The organism is Pseudomonas sp. FSO-7, assembly GCF_059579345.1.
In genome coordinates, this window is sequence record NZ_CM184193.1 from 5,143,104 (window position 1) to 5,160,063 (window position 16,960).

The window sequence follows — 16,960 nt, forward strand, 5'->3', positions numbered from 1 at the left end:
GATGCAAAAGATCATTCTGACCTGCGTCCTGGCAGACGCATCAAGGCTATAAGGTCAAACACAACATCTGTGGCGAGGGGATTTATCCCCGCTGGGGCGCGAAGCGGCCCTAGACCCAATCAGCGCGGTGTATCAGGTCAGTTGCATTCACCTTTTCTGGGGCTGCTGCGCAGCCCAGCGGGGATAAATCCCCTCGCCACAGGTTTTGTATTCGCCAAGGCAATGGCTGATTTCTGCCTCCGGCAAGCTGACTGAAATGTAATCACCTACCGCGTCGGCTTATGTCATCTTCTTTTCAAACCTGCACAGGGAACTGTTCCTGTGCTCGCTGCGAATCGACTGACGGACTTCCATCGATGCAAACAAAAACTTCCCGGCGAACCTTCGTCAAAGGCCTGACTGCCGGTGGCATCCTCGGTGGCCTGGGGTTATGGCGCTCGCCCGTCTGGGCGGTCACCAGCCCCGGCCAGCTCAATGAAATGACCGGCACCGAGTTTGACCTGTTCATCGGCGAAAGCCCGGTCAATTTCACCGGCAGCCCCCGCACCGCCCAGACCATCAACGGCGGCATCCCCGGCCCGCTGCTGCGCTGGCGTGAAGGCGACACCGTGACCTTGCGGGTGCGCAATCGCTTGCAGGACACCACCTCCATCCACTGGCACGGCATCCTGCTGCCGGCCAACATGGACGGCGTTCCAGGGTTGAGTTTCAAAGGCATCGAACCCGGCGGCCTGTATGTCTATCAGTTCAAGGTCCGGCAGAACGGCACCTACTGGTACCACAGCCACTCCGGTTTCCAGGAACAATCCGGGGTCTACGGCCCGCTGGTGATCGACGCCAGGGAACCCGAGCCCTTCCAGTACGAACGGGACTACGTGGTGATGCTCACCGACTGGACCGATGAGGACCCCGGCGACGTCCTGCGCAAGCTCAAGAAACAATCGGACTACTACAACTACAACAAACGCACCGTCGGCGACTTCATTGACGATGTGGGCAAGAACGGCTGGGCCAGCACCGTGGCCGACCGCAAGATGTGGGCCGAAATGAAGATGAACCCCACTGACCTGGCCGACGTCAGTGGTGCCACCTACACCTACCTCATGAACGGCCAGGCGCCGGACATGAACTGGACCGGCCTGTTCAAGCCTGGCGAACGCCTTCGCCTGCGCTTTATCAACGGCTCGTCCATGAGCTATTTCGACGTGCGCATTCCCGGCTTGAAGATGACAGTGGTGGCGTCCGACGGCCAATACGTCAAACCGGTAAGCGTCGATGAGTTCCGGATCGCCGTGGCCGAAACCTATGACGTCATCGTCGAACCGACCCAAGAGGCCTATACCCTGTTCGCCCAGTCCATGGATCGCACCGGGTATGCCCGCGGCACCCTCGCGACCAGGGCCGGGTTGTCGGCACCGGTGCCGCCCCTTGACCCGCGGCCCTTGGTGACCATGGACGACATGGGCATGGGTGGCATGGACCACGGCTCGATGCAGGGCATGGCGGGAACGGACGACAGCTCGATGCAAGGCATGGATCACAGCCAGATGCAGGGGATGAACGACATGGCCGGCATGGATCACGGTGCCATGCAGGGCATGGACAGCATGCCCGCGCACCCCGACACCGAGAAAGACAACCCCTTGGTGGACATGCAGGCCATGAGCGTCAAGCCCAAGCTCGATGATCCGGGCATGGGACTGCGCGACAACGGTCGCAAAGTGCTCACCTACTCCGACCTGCGCAGCACTTTTCCCGACCCCGACGGCCGCGAGCCGGGCCGCACGATCGAGCTGCACCTGACCGGCCACATGGAGAAATTCGTCTGGTCGTTCAACGGCGTGAAATTCTCCGACGCCGCGCCGCTGCTGCTCAAGTACGGCGAGCGACTGCGCATCGTGCTGATCAACGACACCATGATGACCCACCCCATCCACCTGCACGGCATGTGGAGCGACCTGGAGGATGAGAACGGCCAGTTCATGGTGCGCAAGCACACCATCGACGTGCCACCGGGGGCCAGGCGCAGCTACCGAGTCACCGCCGATGCCCTCGGACGCTGGGCGTATCACTGCCATCTGCTGTTTCACATGGAGATGGGCATGTTCCGTGAAGTTCGGGTGCAGGAATGAGGAGTCGACCATGACCACTGTTTTTCACTACCCCATGGCACTCATTGCCAGTCTGACCCTCGGCGCCACCGCCTCGGCCTGGGCGGCGAGCAACGACATGCAAGGCATGGACCATAGCCAGATGCAAGGTATGGACTCGATGCAGGGCATGGAACCCATGCAATCAGCGCCGACCACCAGCCGCACACCGATCCCGACACTGACCGCCGCCGACCGCGCCGCCGTCTACGAGGATCATGGCGGACACGCGGTGCATGACAGCGCCATCCATTCGTTTTTCCTCATCGACCAACTGGAATGGCAGGACGCCGATGACGGCAGCGCCCTGAGCTGGGACGCCTCCGGCTGGATTGGCGGCGACATCGACCGTTTGTGGTTGCGCTCCGAAGGTGAACGCCTCAACGGCAAGACTGAAGAAGCCGAATTGCAGGCCCTGTGGGGCCACGCCGTCAGCCCCTGGTGGGACGTGGTGGCCGGCGTGCGCCAGGACTTCAAGCCAGGCGATCCGCAAACCTGGGCCGCCTTCGGTGTGCAAGGCATGGCGCTCTACAACTTCGAAGCCGAGGCCACCGCATTCATCGGCGAAGGTGGCCAGAGCGCGGCGCGCCTGGAGGGCGACTACGACATCTTGCTGACCAATCGGTTGATTCTGCAGCCCACCGCCGAGGTCAACTTCTATGGCAAGAACGATCCCGTCCGTGGCGTCGGCTCGGGGTTGTCGGACACCGAGCTCGGCCTGCGGCTGCGCTATGAAATACGCCGCGAATTCGCGCCCTACATTGGCGTCACCTGGAATCGGGTCTACGGCAACACCGCCGACTACGCCCGGGAAGAAGGCGAAGACCGCAGCGAAGCGCGCCTGGTGTTAGGCGTACGCATGTGGTTCTGACCTGTTTCACTAAAACTAAAAACCGATTGTAGGAGTCCTTGCATGTCATTCATCAAAACCGCCGTCGCCTTGTCCGCCGGCCTGTTGCTCAGTGGCCTGGCCCAGGCCCACCCGAAACTGCTGTCCTCCACTCCGGCCGAAGGCGCCGAAGGGGCGGCACCGGCAAAGATCGAGCTGCACTTTTCCGAAAACCTGCTGACCAAGTTCTCCGGCGCCAAACTGATGATGACCGCGATGCCGGGCATGGCGGCGCATTCGCCAATGCCCATGCCGGCCAAGGTGTCCGGCAGCGATGATCCGAAAACCATGGTCATCACGCCGAATGCGCCCCTCACCGCCGGCACCTATCAGGTCCAGTGGCGCGCGGTGTCGTCCGACACTCACCCGATCACCGGCAACGTCACGTTCAAGGTGAAGTGAGTTGATGAGCGACTCGATCAACATCGCGCTGCGCTTTGCTCTCTACCTGGATTTGATGTTGCTGTTCGGCCTGGCCGCGTTTGGCCTCTATAGCCTGCGCGGCCAGGAGCGGGTCTCGGGGGCGCCGTTGCCTTTCGCACCACTGCTGCTGACCACAGCGGTGCTGGGCGGGTTGCTCTCCCTGGCGGCCATGGCGTGCATGGCCTGGGCCATGAGCGGTGTTTCAACGTGGGCCGAACTGTGGCCACACATTGAAATGATGGTGATGGAGACCGATGTCGGCTTGAGTTGGACGCTGCGCATGGTGGCGCTGCTGCTGGCCGGTTTCGCCGTGACGCTCAATCACCGTTGGCCGACCGCCAGCCTGACCCTGATCACACTGGGCGGTGCCGTGGCGCTGGCGACGCTGGCCTGGACAGGCCACGGCGCCATGGACGAAGGCAGCCGCCGTCACTGGCACTTCATCACCGACTTCCTGCACCTGTGGGCGGCAGGTGGCTGGGTCGGTGCCTTGGCCGCGTTTGCCCTGCTGCTTCGCCAGGCCGAACCTGCCTTGGCGGTGCTGGCCCGGACATTGACCGGGTTTGAAACTGCCGGTGCGGTGATCGTGGTGGTCATCAGCGTGACAGGGATGGTCAATTATCTGTTCATCGTCGGCCCCAGTGTCACAGGGCTGCTCGACAGCACCTATGGTCAGTTGCTGGCGCTCAAACTCATCTTGTTCGCGGCCATGCTGGTGTTCGCCGCGTTGAACCGTTTTCACCTGAGCCCACTCCTGGAGCAAGCCCGACAGAGTGGCAAGCACGGGGTCGCGGTGAAGGCCCTGCGGCGCAGCATGGTGCTGGAGTTCTCCGTGGCGGTGGTCATCCTGGGGTTGGTGGCCTGGTTGGGGACGTTGAGTCCGGGGGTGGGCGCTTAGGAGGCTGCCAGAGGAACTCCAACCACACAAAAAACCTGTGGGAGCGAGCTTGCTCGCGATGAGGTCATGACTTCCAACATTAATATTGCCTGTTATGCCGCCATCGCGAGCAAGCTCGCTCCCACAGGGTCTGCGTTGTGACCATAATCTGTGTGCTATTTAGTTTTTCAATATCCAACGCCAGTTTTCAGTTTGCCCCATCGCAGCTCTCCAGCCTAAATGATGCTTTGTTTTAGCCAAGGCCCTGTTATGGAAAACGTTCGAACCTCAAGCACCCATGCCATATGGCTGATGGTCAGCATCGTCTTGGTAGCGCTGAACCTGCGGCCCTCGATGGCCGCCGTCGGGCCGTTGCTGTCAGCCATTCGCGGCGAGGTCCCCCTGAGCTTCAGCACCGCCTCGCTGCTGACCATGTTGCCGGTCATGGCCATGGGCCTGGCGATGTTCCTGGGCATGCGCATCGCCTTGCGCATCGGTGAGCACCGTACCATCGTGCTGTCGCTGTTGATCATCGGTATCGCCACCGCATCGCGCTTGTACCTGGACAGCGCCGCTGAGCTGATCATCAGCGCGGTGTTGGCCGGGCTCGGCATCGCGCTGATCCAGGCGGTGATGCCGGCGCTGATCAAGTCGCGCTACGCCGACAACGTCTCGCTGTTCATGGGCCTGTATGTCACGTCCATCATGGGCGGGGCGGCGCTTGCCGCGTCGTTTTCGCCGTTTGTCCTGTCGCAGACCGGTAGCTGGCGCATCGGCCTGGCAATCTGGGCATTGTTGGCGTTGGTCGCCCTGGGTTGCTGGCACGTCCAGCGCTCAGCCGTGACACCGTTGCCCGAAGCCCCTGTCCGGCAGCAAGCGTCATTCTTCAGCAATTCCCGGGCTTGGCTGCTGGCGATTTTCTTCGGCCTGGGCACCGCCTCCTACACCTGTGTACTGGCCTGGCTGGCCCCGTACTACGTGGAAAAGGGCTGGAGTGAACAACACGCGGGCCTGCTGCTAGGGTTCCTCACGGCCATGGAAGTGCTGTCCGGCCTCGTCACCCCGGCGATCGCCAACCGCAGCCGGGATAAACGCCTGGTCCTGACCGCCCTGCTGGCCTTGATCATCGGCGGCTTCTGCGGCCTGATCCTCAGCCCCGAACGCTTCAGCCTGCTCTGGCCCTGCCTGCTGGGGCTGGGTATCGGCGGCCTGTTCCCCATGAGCCTGATCGTGTCCCTCGACCACTTGGACAACCCGCGACGGGCTGGCGGTCTTACCGCGTTCGTGCAGGGTATCGGCTATCTCATCGCCGGCCTCTCGCCATTGATTGCCGGGATGATCCGTGACCAATTAGGGAGTTTTGAGTGGGCCTGGTGGTCACTCACGGCGGTCATGGCGTTGATGATGGTAATGGTATTGCGCTTGGACCCGAAACATTACGGACAACACATCCGCTGAACGTTCAGGGGGATGACTGACTAGACCGAAGATTGGGCTGGCGCGACTTGGCGTTACTATACCTACCAGGATTTTTACCTCGTAAGGGAGCTACGCCTTGTCCGTCATACCTGACAGAACCTTCGCTGAAGTGCTCAAGCACACCGTCAAACGCATTCTTTCCTATTGGACCCAGATCACCGTCACGTTAGGCCTGCTCGCGACTGGGCTTGGGTTCATCACACTGTATCTCTATACCCGCACGATTGGACGAATCGATCTGTTCATGCCGTCCATCGATGTGAAGTCTGCACTGTTGGTCTGGGTCGTGCTCGTCCTGCTACTGATGCTGTCGTATTTGTTCATCCTGGGGGCAACAACGTGGATGTTCGGCTGCTCGGTTTCGCTTTTTTCAAACATGAAGGACAACCAACCGAAGATCGTTTTCTACCTGGTGTTCCCCACAGTTGTCGGATTTAGCGCATTCATCTGTGCCACCTTCTTCCTGCCCACGTTATTGAGCCCCTGGGGGACATTGGCGGCGTTATTCCTGATCGTCTTCGTTGCGTGTTTTCTCATGTACGCATTCACGCCGTTCAAAAGAATTATCAGGAAAAGCACACTTGTCCAAGCCAGGCTGGATCGAGCCCGCTTGAAACGCCTGGCAGCCCATCGGCAAATAAAGCGAAAAAAGCCGCAGCGGCACAAGGCCGCCGCCCCCCAGAAGACCTGGTCGCACGAATGGCTCACCTATTGGCAGGCACTTAAAGACAAAACGGTTCCAGCATGGCTCTGGGTAAAAGAACATTGGCAGCGGCTACTGTCCTGGATACGGGCTCGCAAAGAGTTCTGGCTCGTCACCCTGCTCTCGATCTCTCTATTCATCACCGTGATCTTCGCCGCCTTTCCAATCCTGCTGACGATACGTTCCTATATGGAGAGGGAAACGCCAGACACCATCCCCTACGTGGCGGGCCTGTCCTGGCTGACACTCATCTTCACCCTGCTACCGGTCATCATATTTTACTGTTTCAAGGGGGACATCTACAGGCGCACCTTCAATGGCCTGATTGCCATGCTCCTCGCCTTCTGCGCCTTCACATTGCTCTCGCCGGGCAGTTTGAGCCAAATAACCTACATCGCAGCAGGCGGCTTATCGGTTCGCCAACAAACGGCGGAGCGATACGCCTTGCCAGAGGATATAAAGCTGCAAGACCTGAATGCCACCCTGTGGAAAACACGCCAGGTTGCTACGCAAAAAATAGAAGTCGAGGCGTTCCAGTTGTATTCCTTTGGGGACGTACTGTTACTGTGCCCGAGAGACATGCTGTCGCTTGAACTCAAAGAACTGAAAAACTACTCGAGGTTCTGTGTCAGCACGCTCAATAGCAAGGTTGTGCGAAAACCTCGGTTACCGGTATTCGCCAGGAAACCACAGAGCGAATGGGCCTGCCGGGTGCCCTCATGGCGGATCCACGCAGGACGTTGGCTCGCGTGGGAAGCGCTGGTTCCTGGCGTTTATCACTCCGCCGCGGGCGAGAAAAGGACTGAGGGGCCTGGCAAGTCGTGAGCGTGGCGATTGCTCCACGACAGGACGACTGACTCCCCGCTCTTGGGCGGGGGGGACACTTTATTTCAGGCAAAAAAAAATCCGGAAATCCTCACTTTCGTGGGCCTTCCAGACTTTTAAAACAGCTAAAAATGGTGGGTCGTGTGGGATTCGAACCTACGACCAATTGGTTAAAAGCCAACTGCTCTACCAACTGAGCTAACGACCCGCTGTGTGGTGGCGCGTATAATACTGATTTCTAAGGACTATTCAACACTTAATTTGAAATAAATCAAAAATAACGGGTTGGATCGCTCACACCCGCCGCCGCGAAGCCTTCTGCACGCAGGCGGCAGCTGTCGCATTTGCCGCAGGCGCGGCCCTGATCGTCGGCCTGATAGCAGGAAACGGTGAGTCCGTAGTCCACGCCAAGCTTCACGCCTGCCTTGACGATGTCGGCCTTGCTGAGATTCTGCAACGGCGCCTGGATGCGGAAACCCTGCCCTTCCACGCCGGCCTTGGTCGCCAGGTTGGCCATGCGCTCGAACGCGTCGACGAACTCCGGGCGGCAATCCGGATAGCCGGAATAATCCACGGCATTGACGCCAATGAAAATATCACGGGCGCCCAGCACTTCGGCCCAGCCCAATGCCAGGGACAGGAACACCGTGTTACGCGCCGGCACATACGTCACCGGGATGCCCTCGCTAGGCGCCTCGGGCACGTCGATGGAACTGTCGGTCAGGGCCGAGCCGCCAATGCCGTTGAGGTTCAGGCCGATCACTTTGTGTTCCACCACGCCCAAGTCCCGGGCAACCCGCTCGGCGGCGTGCAATTCAGCGCGGTGGCGCTGGCCATAGTCGAAACTCATGGTGTAGCAGCGGTAGCCCTCGGCACGGGCCATGGCCACAACCGTGGCCGAATCCAGGCCACCGGACAACAGGATGACCGCACGTTTTTCAGCAATATTCGAATGTTCAGTCATCTCAGCGCCCCGGCTCGTCGTTCCAAAGATATTTATGCAGCTGCAGTTGCAGGCGCACCGGCAGGTTATCCGCCACCACCCAATCCGCCAGTTCCCGAGCGCTCAAATCGTGATGACTCGGCGACAACAACACTTCGCCGGCCCGCTGGTCGAGCCCGTACTGGATCAACTTGGACACGGCCCAGTCGTAATCCTCGCGTGAACAGATCACGAACTTGACCTGATCGTTGGGCGTCAGCAGTTCGATATTCTCATAGCGGTTGCGGTGCGCTTCCTTGGAGCCTGGGGTTTTCAGGTCCACGACGCGACTGACACGCGGGTCGACGGCCGAGATATCCAGGGCGCCGCTGGTCTCCAGGGAAACCTCGTAACCGGCATCACACAACTGCTTGAGCAAAGGGATGGCGTTGGGTTGCGCCAAGGGCTCACCACCCGTGACACAGACATAACGCGGACGATAGCTGGCTACTTGCTCCAGGATATCGTCGAGGGTTCGCACGGTGCCGCCGCTGAAGGCGTACGCACTGTCGCAATATTGGCAACGCAACGGACAACCGGTGAGGCGCACGAATACCGTGGGCAGCCCAGCCGTTCGCGTTTCACCCTGCAACGAGTAAAAAACTTCGGTGATTCTCAATGTGTCTTGCATAGTCGCCACGGGCGTAACAGCTAAACAGGCTGTCCGCCTCCGTCAGGCACTTCAAGGAACCCCGCCAACGCGCAGATCCCAAAAAGCGTGTTTCATAAAAAGGGCGTGAATTCTAACGAAAAAACCCGCGACAAGCGCGGGTTTCTTCAAAACAGCTCAAGCCGGCTTACATGCGTTGCAGATCACGCTGGGCCAGTTGTGCGGCGGATGTGCCCGGGTACTGGGCCACCACCTGTTGCAGAATGCCTTTCACCTTGTCGGTGTGACCGAGGCGGCGTTCTACGTCAGCCAGCTTGTACAGCGAATCCGGCACCTTGGCGTGCTTGGGATACAGTTGCGAAACCTTGGCGAACGCCTGGCCGGCACCTTGCAGGTCACCCTTGGCCAGGTTCACTTCGCCCAGCCAGTATTGGGCATTGCCCGCGTACTGGCTGTTTGGGTATTTGCGCAGGAAAGCGGCAAAGGCCTGGCTGGCCTTGTCGAAATCCTTGGCCTTGATCAGGTCGAAGGCAGCATCGTAATAAAGCTTTTCCTTCGCCGGATCAGCCGGCTCGCCACCGGCGGCAGGGGCTGCTGGAGCCGCTGCGCCCGCGCCTGCGGCTGCACCGGGGGCGTTCAAGTCGCCACCAGCTGGAGAATTCTCAGGAGTCGCGGCAGGTGCAACGCCGGATCCTATGCGCCGATCAAGATCCTGGTATCGCTCCAGGCTTTCCTGCTTCATGCGCGAAATGTCATTTTGCAGTTCTTCGATCACACCCTGTTGGCGCGAGATCTGATCCTGCATTTGCTGCAGTTGGTTGAACAGCTGGCCCTGTGCCGAGACAGGAGCCGAAACCCCTCCCCCGGCATAGGCGCCGTTCGTACCGTAACCTGCAGGCGGATAGCTGCTCCCGCTATTGTTATAGCCGGCATCGTTATCGACCACAGGAACCGCAGCCCACGCCGCAAGCGGCGCGAGGCTGAGAGCCAGAACAGTTACAGCACGACGGCACGTTCGCATGACGAATTACTTACGCAGTTCGACGCGACGGTTTTGAGCCCAGGACTGCTCGTCGTTGCCGGTAGCAACTGGACGCTCTTCGCCGTAGGAAACCAGTTCCAGCTGAGCTGGGGAAACACCTTGCAGTACCAGGTAGCGTTGAACGGCTTTCGCACGACGCTCGCCCAGTGCCATGTTGTACTCACGAGTACCACGTTCGTCGGTGTTGCCTTCCAGAACAACGCGAGCGCCGTTTGCCTTCAGGTCTTTGGCGTGAACGTCCAGAGCGCGCATGGCTTCTGGCTTCAGGTCCGAGCTGTCGTATTCGAAGTAGAAGGTGGTGATTGCGCGCAGAGCAGCTTCTTCGCTCAGGGAGCCATCAACTGCACCCGTGTTAGCGCCGTAACCAGCGTTTGGATCAACAGCGCCTTCACCGGCATTGTCGCCGCCTTTGGACGAGCAACCTACAGCTACAGCCATGGCCAGAGCCAGCGCAGCAAATTTACCAAACTTCAGCATTTCCATCGTGAAACTCCTAATGAACCCCAGTGTGTTAAGTAAAACGTATAGCGCCGCGTCAGTTCAGGTAAGGGGACCAGGACGGTTCTCTGACTTCGCCTTGTGCGGTAGGAAGCGGGAGCCTCACGCGTCCATTAATGGACACGAGCATCAAGACTCCCCGGCCCTGCTGGCGGGTGGCGTAGATTACCATGGTGCCGTTGGGCGCAACAGTGGGTGACTCGTCCAGAGTGCTATCAGTGAGGATTTTTACGCTACCGCGCTGCAAATCCTGGGCCGCCACCTTGAAATTGGTGAAACCGTCCTGGCGATGGATCATCACCAGGGTCTTTTCGTCCGCCGACAATTTAGGGTTGGCGTTGTAGTTACCGACGAAGGTCACGCGTTCGGCACCGCCGCCACCGGCACTGGTCTTGTAGATCTGTGGCTTGCCGCCGCGGTCGGAGGTGAAGTAGATGGTCGAGCCATCCTTGCCCCAGAACGGTTCGGTGTTGATGCCCGGGCCGTTGGTGACACGGGAGATCGAACGCGAGGCCAGGTTCATCACGTAGATGTCCGGGTTGCCGTCCTTGGACAGCACGAACGCCAGGCGCGAACCGTCCGGCGACCAGGCTGGCGCACCGTTCAGGCCTTCGAAGTTAGTGATCTGCTCACGACGACCGGTGTCGATGTGCTGCACGAAAATACGCGGACGCTTCTGCTCGAACGAGACATAGGCGATGCGCTTGCCATCGGGGGCGAAGCGCGGCGACAGGATCGGCTCGCGCGATTGCAGCAAGGTCACCGCACGCGCGCCGTCATAGTCGGAACGCTGCAGGGTGTAGCGGGTGTTGTTCTCGGAGAAACGCTCGGCCGTCACGTAGAGCATGCGAGTGGAGAACGCGCCCTTGATACCGGTGAGTTTCTCGAACGACTGGTCGGCGATGTAGTGCGACATGTCGCGCAGTTGATCGACGCTGCCCGACACGCTGCCGGTCAGCACCTGCTGCTCGGTGGCGACGTTGAACAGGGCGTACTGCACCTGCAGGCGACCGCCGGCCGGAACGATGCTGCCGACCATGATGTACTGGGCGCCCAGGGCCTTCCAGTCACGGTAGATGACTTCGCTGGCCTGGGTTGGCAGGCTGATCATGTTCTGCTTCGGAATCGGCGCGTAGTAACCCGAGTTGCGCAGGTCGTTGCCGATGATTTCCGCCATGTCGTCCGGCAGGACGTTACCGCCCTGCCAGCCGAACGGTACGACGGCGATCGGGGTCGCCCGGTCGCTGCCGCTGGTGACCAGGATGTTCTTTTCCTCTGCTACCGCTATCCCTGCCAGGCAGCAGATAACGACCAGCATTGATCGAAGAAGGTTTCTCACAAGGCTAGATCCTCAGGTGTGAATGTCATCTTGAATGAACGATAGGGAGCAAAGTCGCTCGGTTTCATTCCTTGCATTTCCGTCAAACGCCCAATGTTCTTGACCGCAGCGACCGCCGAAGCGTCGAACGGACCGTCACCACTGGACTTGGCGACGCTGACCGAGGTAACCGTACCGTCGGGCAACATGCCGATTTGCAATACTACCGTCATGCCTTTGCGCGCCGAAGGTGGACGAGCCCAGCCTTCTGCCGCTCGGGCACGAATCAGATCATCGTAACTGCCGGCGACTTCATCGCCCTGCTCATCGGCCAAGGCTTGCTGGCGCTCCGGCGTGTCGGAAAGCAAATCTGCCAAGGCCTGGGCCTTTTTGTCTTCGGCGGATTTACGCGCTGCGTCCTGGGCCTTTTTCTTGGCGGCGTCGGCGGCGGCTTTCTTCTTCGCGTCTTCGGCGACTTTCTTTTTCGCCTCTTCAGCTTCAGCTTTCTTCTTGGCGTCTTCGGCCGCTTTCTTCTTCGCGTCCTCGACGATCTTTTTCTTCGCTTCTTCAGCGGCCGCTTTCTTGGCCTCTTCTTCAGCGGCTTTCTTGGCTTCTTCTTCGGCTTTCTTCTTGGCTATATCAGCCAATTGTTTCTCTTCTGCCTTTTTGGCCTCGGCGGTTTTCTTCGCTTCGTCGGCTTTCTTGGCCTCGTCAGCCTTCTTCGCCTCGTCCGCTTTCTTCGCCTCATCGGCCTTCTTGGCTTCTTCGGCCTTTTGAGCCGCTTCCTCTTTCTTTTGTTCCGCAGCCTTTATCGCTTCCTGCTCAACCTTCTTCTGTTCCATCTGCTCGACTTCGGTCTGGCGAGCGGCGGACTTCTTCGCCTCACCGGCAAGCTTCTGGTTGGTCTGCGTGGTGGCCTGGCTTTTCGATTTGAGCTGGTACAACGTCGCCTGCACGATCGGCTTGGCCGGCGGCAACTCCGGGGTCATGGCAAAACTGACGAACAGCATGCCGAACACCAGCACATGCAGGCCGATGGCCAGGACACTGGGCCAGAAGTAGCTTTCCGAGGCGGACGGCTCTCGCTGTTGCTGCATCAGGGTGCCTCGGTAATCAAGCCAACATTACCGACCCCGGCTTTCTGCAGCCCGCCCATGGCCCCCATCACGGCACCGTAGTCGACGGTCTTGTCGCCACGAATGAACACCTGGGTGCGCTTGCCGGCGTCGTTGCCGACACGAATGATCTTGGTCACCGCATCGGTCATCTGCGGCAAGGTCATGGCCCGGTCCTGCTGCTTCTCGGTGTCCACTTCACTGCCAAGGTTCCAGTAGTAGGTCTTGTCAGCCTTGATCGAAATGGTCAGTACCTGGGTGTTGTTGTCCTGCGGCAAGGCTTCGCTGGAAACCTTGGGCAGATCGACCTTCACGCCCTGATTGAGCATGGGCGCGGTCACCATGAAGATGACCAGCAGCACCAACATCACGTCGATGTAGGGCACCACGTTCATCTCGGCAACCGGCTTGCGCTTTTTTCGGGCTCGAGCGATTAAAGCCATTGGGAAATACCTGCTTATTCTTCGCTGGTGTGCACTTTACGGTGCAGGATCGCCTGGAATTCATCGGCGAAGGTGTAGTAACGGCCAGTCAGCATTTCGCTGCGGGCAGCGAAGCGGTTGTAGGCGATAACGGCCGGGATGGCCGCGAACAGGCCGATGGCGGTGGCGATCAGTGCCTCGGCGATGCCCGGGGCCACGGTGGCCAGGGTCGCTTGCTGGGCGGAAGCCAGGCCACGGAAGGAGTTCATGATCCCCCACACGGTACCGAACAGACCGATGTACGGGCTGACCGAACCAACGGTGGCCAGGAACGACAGGCCCTGCTCGAGCTTTTCTTCCTCGCGGGAAATGGCGACACGCATGGCACGGGCCACGCCTTCCATCACTGCCTCAGGGTCGACGCCCGGCTGCTGGCGCAGGCGGGAGAACTCCTTGAAGCCAGCACGGAAGATCTGCTCGACGCCCGAATCCGGGTCCGGGTTGCTGCCGGCCTGGCGATAGAGCTTGGACAGGTCGATGCCGGACCAGAAGCGCTCCTCGAAGCTCTCCAGGGCGCGGCGACCGGCGCGCAGCATGTTGCTGCGCTGAAAGATCATGATCCATGAGGTCACCGATGCGGCTACCAGGGTCAGCATTACCAGTTGCACCACGACACTGGCATTGCTGACCAGGCTCCACATGGAGGAATGGTCGACGACGTTAGCTTCCACGCTTTATCTCCTGCTCTGAGTGTGTACCCGCGCCGCTCACGCCGGCAAAGGCCGCGCGTAGAGCTTCGGGAATGGCCCGGGGTTTCAAACTATGGGTGCGCACACAGGCCACCAAAAACTGCCCTTCGCAGAGCAGCACGTTATCCGTAGCCCGCCTGACCTGCTGCTTGAAGCGCAGGCTGACACGGTTCAATTCGATCACATCGGCACTTACCACCAGTTCGTCGTCCAGTCGCGCCGGCGCGTGGTAACGCGCTTCGCTGGAATGCACGACGAATAACAGGTCCTCCCCTGCCAGCGCGGATTGGGCAAAACCCAGTTCCCGCAGCCGTTCGGTTCGAGCCCGTTCCATAAACTTGAGGTAATTGACGTAGTAGACGATGCCGCCAGCATCGGTGTCCTCGTAATAAACGCGACAGCGATGTGCGAACGACTCCAGCCCGTTTTGCGCGCGCATACTCTAGTGCTTACTCCTCAGGTTGCCAATCGGCCAGGCAACTGTTTTTTCATTCTCGAACGCATTGACGCTCCAGGCGTCGTCTGGGACAGCACGAACCGGAAAAAAGTCGGCGTACAGAGCTCGTTCAATCGTCCACGGCATCGAGGAATTCGTCTACCACCGGCATCTCGCCCATTCGTGTCGGGATGTTTAAGCCAAAGTGCAGATAAGCATGGCGGGTCACCACGCGACCGCGAGGGGTGCGCATGATGTAGCCCTGTTGGATCAGGTACGGTTCCAGCACGTCTTCAATGGTGTGGCGCTCTTCGCTGATGGCCGCCGCCAGGCTGTCCACGCCCACCGGGCCGCCGTCGAACTTCTCGATCATGGTCAGCAGCAGGCGCCGGTCCTGGTGGTCGAAACCACGCTCGTCGATGTCCAGCAGGTTCAACGCCAGGTCGGCAATCGGCTTGGTGATGTGACCCTTGGCCCGGACTTCGGCAAAATCCCGGACCCGACGCAGCAGGCGATTGGCGATCCGCGGCGTACCCCGGGCACGCCGGGCGATCTCATAAGCACCGTCCGGGTCCAGCGGCAACCCGAGGATGCCCGCCGAGCGGCTGACAATCGTCGCCAGGTCGGCGTTGTTGTAGAACTCCAGGCGCTGGACGATACCGAAACGGTCCCGCAGCGGGTTGGTCAGCATGCCGGCGCGGGTGGTGGCGCCCACCAGGGTAAAGGGCGGCAGGTCGAGCTTGATGGAGCGCGCCGCCGGCCCTTCGCCGATCATGATGTCGAGCTGGAAATCTTCCATGGCCGGGTACAGCACTTCCTCGACGATCGGCGACAACCGATGGATTTCGTCGATGAAGAGTACGTCATGGGGCTCAAGGTTGGTCAGCAGCGCCGCCAGGTCGCCCGGCCGTTCAAGCACCGGCCCCGACGTGCTCTTGATCGAGACACCCATTTCCTGGGCAATGATGTTGGCCAGGGTGGTCTTGCCCAGGCCCGGCGGACCGAAGATCAAGGTGTGGTCCAGCGACTCGCTGCGCCCGCGGGCCGCCTGGATGAACAGCTCCATCTGCTCGCGCACGGTCGGTTGGCCGATGTAGTCGGCCAGGCTGACAGGACGAATCGCGCGGTCCTGGATTTCCTCGCGGTCACGGGGCGCGCCCGTGGCGGCGATCAGACGGTCAGCTTCAATCACTTAAATCATTCCCTTCAGGGCACGGCGAATCATGTCTTCGGTGCTCAGGCCTTTTTCCTTGATGGCGGAAATCGCCTTGCTGGCTTCCTGCGGCTTGTAGCCCAGGGAAATCAGCGCGGTGACCGCATCGTTTTCGGCGCTGGCGGCCGGCACCGGCGCGTCCGGTTGGTTCGGCACCAGGGCGAACATCGCCGGCACCGCCTCCCAGGCCTTGAAGCGGTCCTTGAGTTCGACCAGCAGGCGCTCGGCGGTTTTCTTGCCCACCCCCGGCACCTTGGTCAGGGCCGACGTGTCCTGGGACTGCACGCAGCGCACCAGTTCGTCGACTTCCAGGCTCGACATCAAGGCCAGGGCCAGTTTCGGGCCGACGCCATTGAGACGGATCAACTCGCGGAAGAAATCCCGCTCGCGCTTGCCAACGAAACCATAGAGTAACTGCGCATCCTCGCGCACGACCAAATGGGTGTGCAGGGTCAGCGGCTCGCCGACCGACGGCAAGCGATACAGCGTGGTCATGGGCACTTCCAGCTCGTAGCCCAGGCCATTTACATCCAGAATCAGGTGCGGCGGCTGTTTTTCAGCCAGGGTGCCGCGCAAGCGTCCAATCACGTTTCAGATCCTTGGGTGCTGGCCAGCCCGCGGGCTGGCGAATATCAACACGAGCATAAAGGCCGACGACACAGGCGCAACTTACTCGGGTTCATGAATGAAGCGCTGATGCTATCAGAGACGCAGGCGCCCGCCACGACTGCGTGCAGTCCCCAGGCCATGGGGCAACAGGCTGGAACGGGTATGGGCATGGCAAATGGCGATGGCCAGGGCGTCGGAGGCGTCGATTTGCGGCTTGCTGACCAGCTTCAACAGGTGCATCACCATCATTTGCACCTGTTCCTTGTTCGCCGCCCCTGTGCCGACGACCGCCTGCTTGACCTGGGTCGCGGTGTATTCGGCGATCTCCAGGTTTTCCTCGGCGCCAGCCACGATGGCCGCGCCCCGGGCCTGCCCCAGCTTCAGGGCCGAATCGGCGTTGCGCGCCATGAAGACCCGTTCGATGCCCATCGTCACCGGGCCGTAGGTCTGGATGACTTCGCGCACGCCGCGATAAACGATCTGCAAGCGCTCATGCAGCTCACCCGCACCGGTGCGGATGCAACCAGAGGCAACGTACACGCAGCCGCGCCCGGTATCGCGAACCACACCGTAGCCGGTGATGCGCGAACCGGGGTCGATACCAAGGATTAAAGTCATAA

The 16,960-nt window shown here is 60.3% G+C and carries 18 protein-coding genes and 1 tRNA gene; 6 read left to right on the forward strand and 13 right to left on the reverse strand.

Annotated elements, in window-relative coordinates:
• Positions 1-356: 356 nt before the first annotated feature.
• From AC515T_RS22530 to AC515T_RS22555, 6 genes are all read left to right on the forward strand, one after another.
• A complete protein-coding gene (locus tag AC515T_RS22530; protein ID WP_496530081.1) occupies positions 357-2,132 on the forward strand; it encodes a copper resistance system multicopper oxidase in 1,776 nt (591 codons plus the stop codon).
• Between the two features lie 97 nt (positions 2,133-2,229).
• On the forward strand, positions 2,230-3,021 hold the full coding sequence (locus AC515T_RS22535; protein WP_496533176.1) for a copper resistance protein B: 792 nt from the start codon (positions 2,230-2,232) through the stop codon (positions 3,019-3,021).
• A gap of 42 nt (positions 3,022-3,063) precedes the next feature.
• Positions 3,064-3,441 (forward strand): copper homeostasis periplasmic binding protein CopC, encoded by a 378-nt coding sequence (gene copC / locus AC515T_RS22540; RefSeq protein WP_496530082.1) that lies wholly within the window; start codon positions 3,064-3,066, stop codon positions 3,439-3,441.
• 4 nt (positions 3,442-3,445) lie between these two features.
• Positions 3,446-4,360, forward strand: a complete 915-nt coding sequence (gene copD, locus AC515T_RS22545; protein WP_496530083.1) for a copper homeostasis membrane protein CopD — start codon at positions 3,446-3,448, stop codon at positions 4,358-4,360.
• A gap of 249 nt (positions 4,361-4,609) precedes the next feature.
• Entirely contained in the window at positions 4,610-5,797 is a 1,188-nt protein-coding gene (locus tag AC515T_RS22550; RefSeq protein ID WP_496530084.1) for a cyanate transporter, read from the forward strand.
• 97 nt (positions 5,798-5,894) lie between these two features.
• The gene (locus AC515T_RS22555) at positions 5,895-7,346 is read left to right on the forward strand and encodes a hypothetical protein (protein ID WP_496530085.1); all 1,452 of its coding nucleotides are present in this window, start codon (positions 5,895-5,897) and stop codon (positions 7,344-7,346) included.
• A 132-nt stretch (positions 7,347-7,478) separates the two neighbouring features.
• Here AC515T_RS22555 and AC515T_RS22560 read toward each other — a convergent pair.
• From AC515T_RS22560 to ruvC, 13 genes are all read right to left on the reverse strand, one after another.
• A tRNA-Lys gene (locus tag AC515T_RS22560) sits at positions 7,479-7,554 on the reverse strand.
• A gap of 63 nt (positions 7,555-7,617) precedes the next feature.
• On the reverse strand, positions 7,618-8,292 hold the full coding sequence (gene queC, locus AC515T_RS22565; RefSeq protein ID WP_496533177.1) for a 7-cyano-7-deazaguanine synthase QueC: 675 nt from the start codon (positions 8,290-8,292) through the stop codon (positions 7,618-7,620).
• 19 nt (positions 8,293-8,311) lie between these two features.
• Positions 8,312-8,959, reverse strand: coding sequence for a 7-carboxy-7-deazaguanine synthase QueE (queE, locus tag AC515T_RS22570; protein ID WP_496530086.1), 648 nt, complete (start codon positions 8,957-8,959; stop codon positions 8,312-8,314).
• Between the two features lie 166 nt (positions 8,960-9,125).
• Complete coding sequence (ybgF, locus tag AC515T_RS22575) at positions 9,126-9,959, reverse strand: tol-pal system protein YbgF (protein ID WP_496530087.1); 834 nt, start codon at positions 9,957-9,959, stop codon at positions 9,126-9,128.
• A 6-nt stretch (positions 9,960-9,965) separates the two neighbouring features.
• Positions 9,966-10,463, reverse strand: coding sequence for a peptidoglycan-associated lipoprotein Pal (pal, locus tag AC515T_RS22580; RefSeq protein WP_003178634.1), 498 nt, complete (start codon positions 10,461-10,463; stop codon positions 9,966-9,968).
• A gap of 52 nt (positions 10,464-10,515) precedes the next feature.
• Positions 10,516-11,817: a Tol-Pal system beta propeller repeat protein TolB gene (gene tolB, locus AC515T_RS22585; protein ID WP_072408782.1), complete on the reverse strand. Its 1,302-nt coding sequence runs from the start codon at positions 11,815-11,817 to the stop codon at positions 10,516-10,518.
• Positions 11,814-12,893, reverse strand: coding sequence for a cell envelope integrity protein TolA (tolA, locus tag AC515T_RS22590; protein ID WP_003205033.1), 1,080 nt, complete (start codon positions 12,891-12,893; stop codon positions 11,814-11,816). Before tolA ends, tolB begins: the two co-directional genes overlap by 4 nt.
• Complete coding sequence (gene tolR, locus AC515T_RS22595; RefSeq protein WP_161798348.1) at positions 12,893-13,345, reverse strand: protein TolR; 453 nt, start codon at positions 13,343-13,345, stop codon at positions 12,893-12,895. Before tolR ends, tolA begins: the two co-directional genes overlap by 1 nt.
• A gap of 23 nt (positions 13,346-13,368) precedes the next feature.
• Positions 13,369-14,064 (reverse strand): protein TolQ, encoded by a 696-nt coding sequence (gene tolQ, locus AC515T_RS22600; RefSeq protein ID WP_014339916.1) that lies wholly within the window; start codon positions 14,062-14,064, stop codon positions 13,369-13,371.
• Positions 14,054-14,521: a tol-pal system-associated acyl-CoA thioesterase gene (gene ybgC, locus AC515T_RS22605; RefSeq protein ID WP_003205037.1), complete on the reverse strand. Its 468-nt coding sequence runs from the start codon at positions 14,519-14,521 to the stop codon at positions 14,054-14,056. The genes tolQ and ybgC overlap by 11 nt, the downstream gene beginning before the upstream one ends.
• 127 nt (positions 14,522-14,648) lie before the next feature.
• A complete protein-coding gene (ruvB, locus tag AC515T_RS22610) occupies positions 14,649-15,710 on the reverse strand; it encodes a Holliday junction branch migration DNA helicase RuvB (RefSeq protein ID WP_003178599.1) in 1,062 nt (353 codons plus the stop codon).
• Positions 15,711-16,319, reverse strand: a complete 609-nt coding sequence (gene ruvA, locus AC515T_RS22615; protein WP_024779454.1) for a Holliday junction branch migration protein RuvA — start codon at positions 16,317-16,319, stop codon at positions 15,711-15,713. It lies immediately after the preceding gene.
• Between the two features lie 114 nt (positions 16,320-16,433).
• A complete protein-coding gene (ruvC, locus tag AC515T_RS22620) occupies positions 16,434-16,958 on the reverse strand; it encodes a crossover junction endodeoxyribonuclease RuvC (RefSeq protein WP_014339919.1) in 525 nt (174 codons plus the stop codon).
• Between the last annotated feature and the right edge of the window lie 2 nt (positions 16,959-16,960).

Excerpts from the sequence above, each read along its gene's own strand:
- ybgF (WP_496530087.1), bottom strand. The coding sequence starts at position 9,959 with ATGCGAACGTGCCGTCGTGCTGTAACTGTTCTGGCTCTCAGCCTCGCG.
- ruvC (WP_014339919.1), bottom strand. The coding sequence starts at position 16,958 with ATGACTTTAATCCTTGGTATCGACCCCGGTTCGCGCATCACCGGCTAC.
- copC (WP_496530082.1), top strand. The coding sequence starts at position 3,064 with ATGTCATTCATCAAAACCGCCGTCGCCTTGTCCGCCGGCCTGTTGCTC.
- AC515T_RS22530 (WP_496530081.1), top strand. The coding sequence starts at position 357 with ATGCAAACAAAAACTTCCCGGCGAACCTTCGTCAAAGGCCTGACTGCC.
- ybgC (WP_003205037.1), bottom strand. The coding sequence starts at position 14,521 with ATGCGCGCGCAAAACGGGCTGGAGTCGTTCGCACATCGCTGTCGCGTT.
- AC515T_RS22535 (WP_496533176.1), top strand. The coding sequence starts at position 2,230 with ATGCAAGGCATGGACCATAGCCAGATGCAAGGTATGGACTCGATGCAG.
- tolA (WP_003205033.1), bottom strand. The coding sequence starts at position 12,893 with ATGCAGCAACAGCGAGAGCCGTCCGCCTCGGAAAGCTACTTCTGGCCC.
- AC515T_RS22550 (WP_496530084.1), top strand. The coding sequence starts at position 4,610 with ATGGAAAACGTTCGAACCTCAAGCACCCATGCCATATGGCTGATGGTC.
- pal (WP_003178634.1), bottom strand. The coding sequence starts at position 10,463 with ATGGAAATGCTGAAGTTTGGTAAATTTGCTGCGCTGGCTCTGGCCATG.
- queE (WP_496530086.1), bottom strand. The coding sequence starts at position 8,959 with ATGCAAGACACATTGAGAATCACCGAAGTTTTTTACTCGTTGCAGGGT.
- copD (WP_496530083.1), top strand. The coding sequence starts at position 3,446 with ATGAGCGACTCGATCAACATCGCGCTGCGCTTTGCTCTCTACCTGGAT.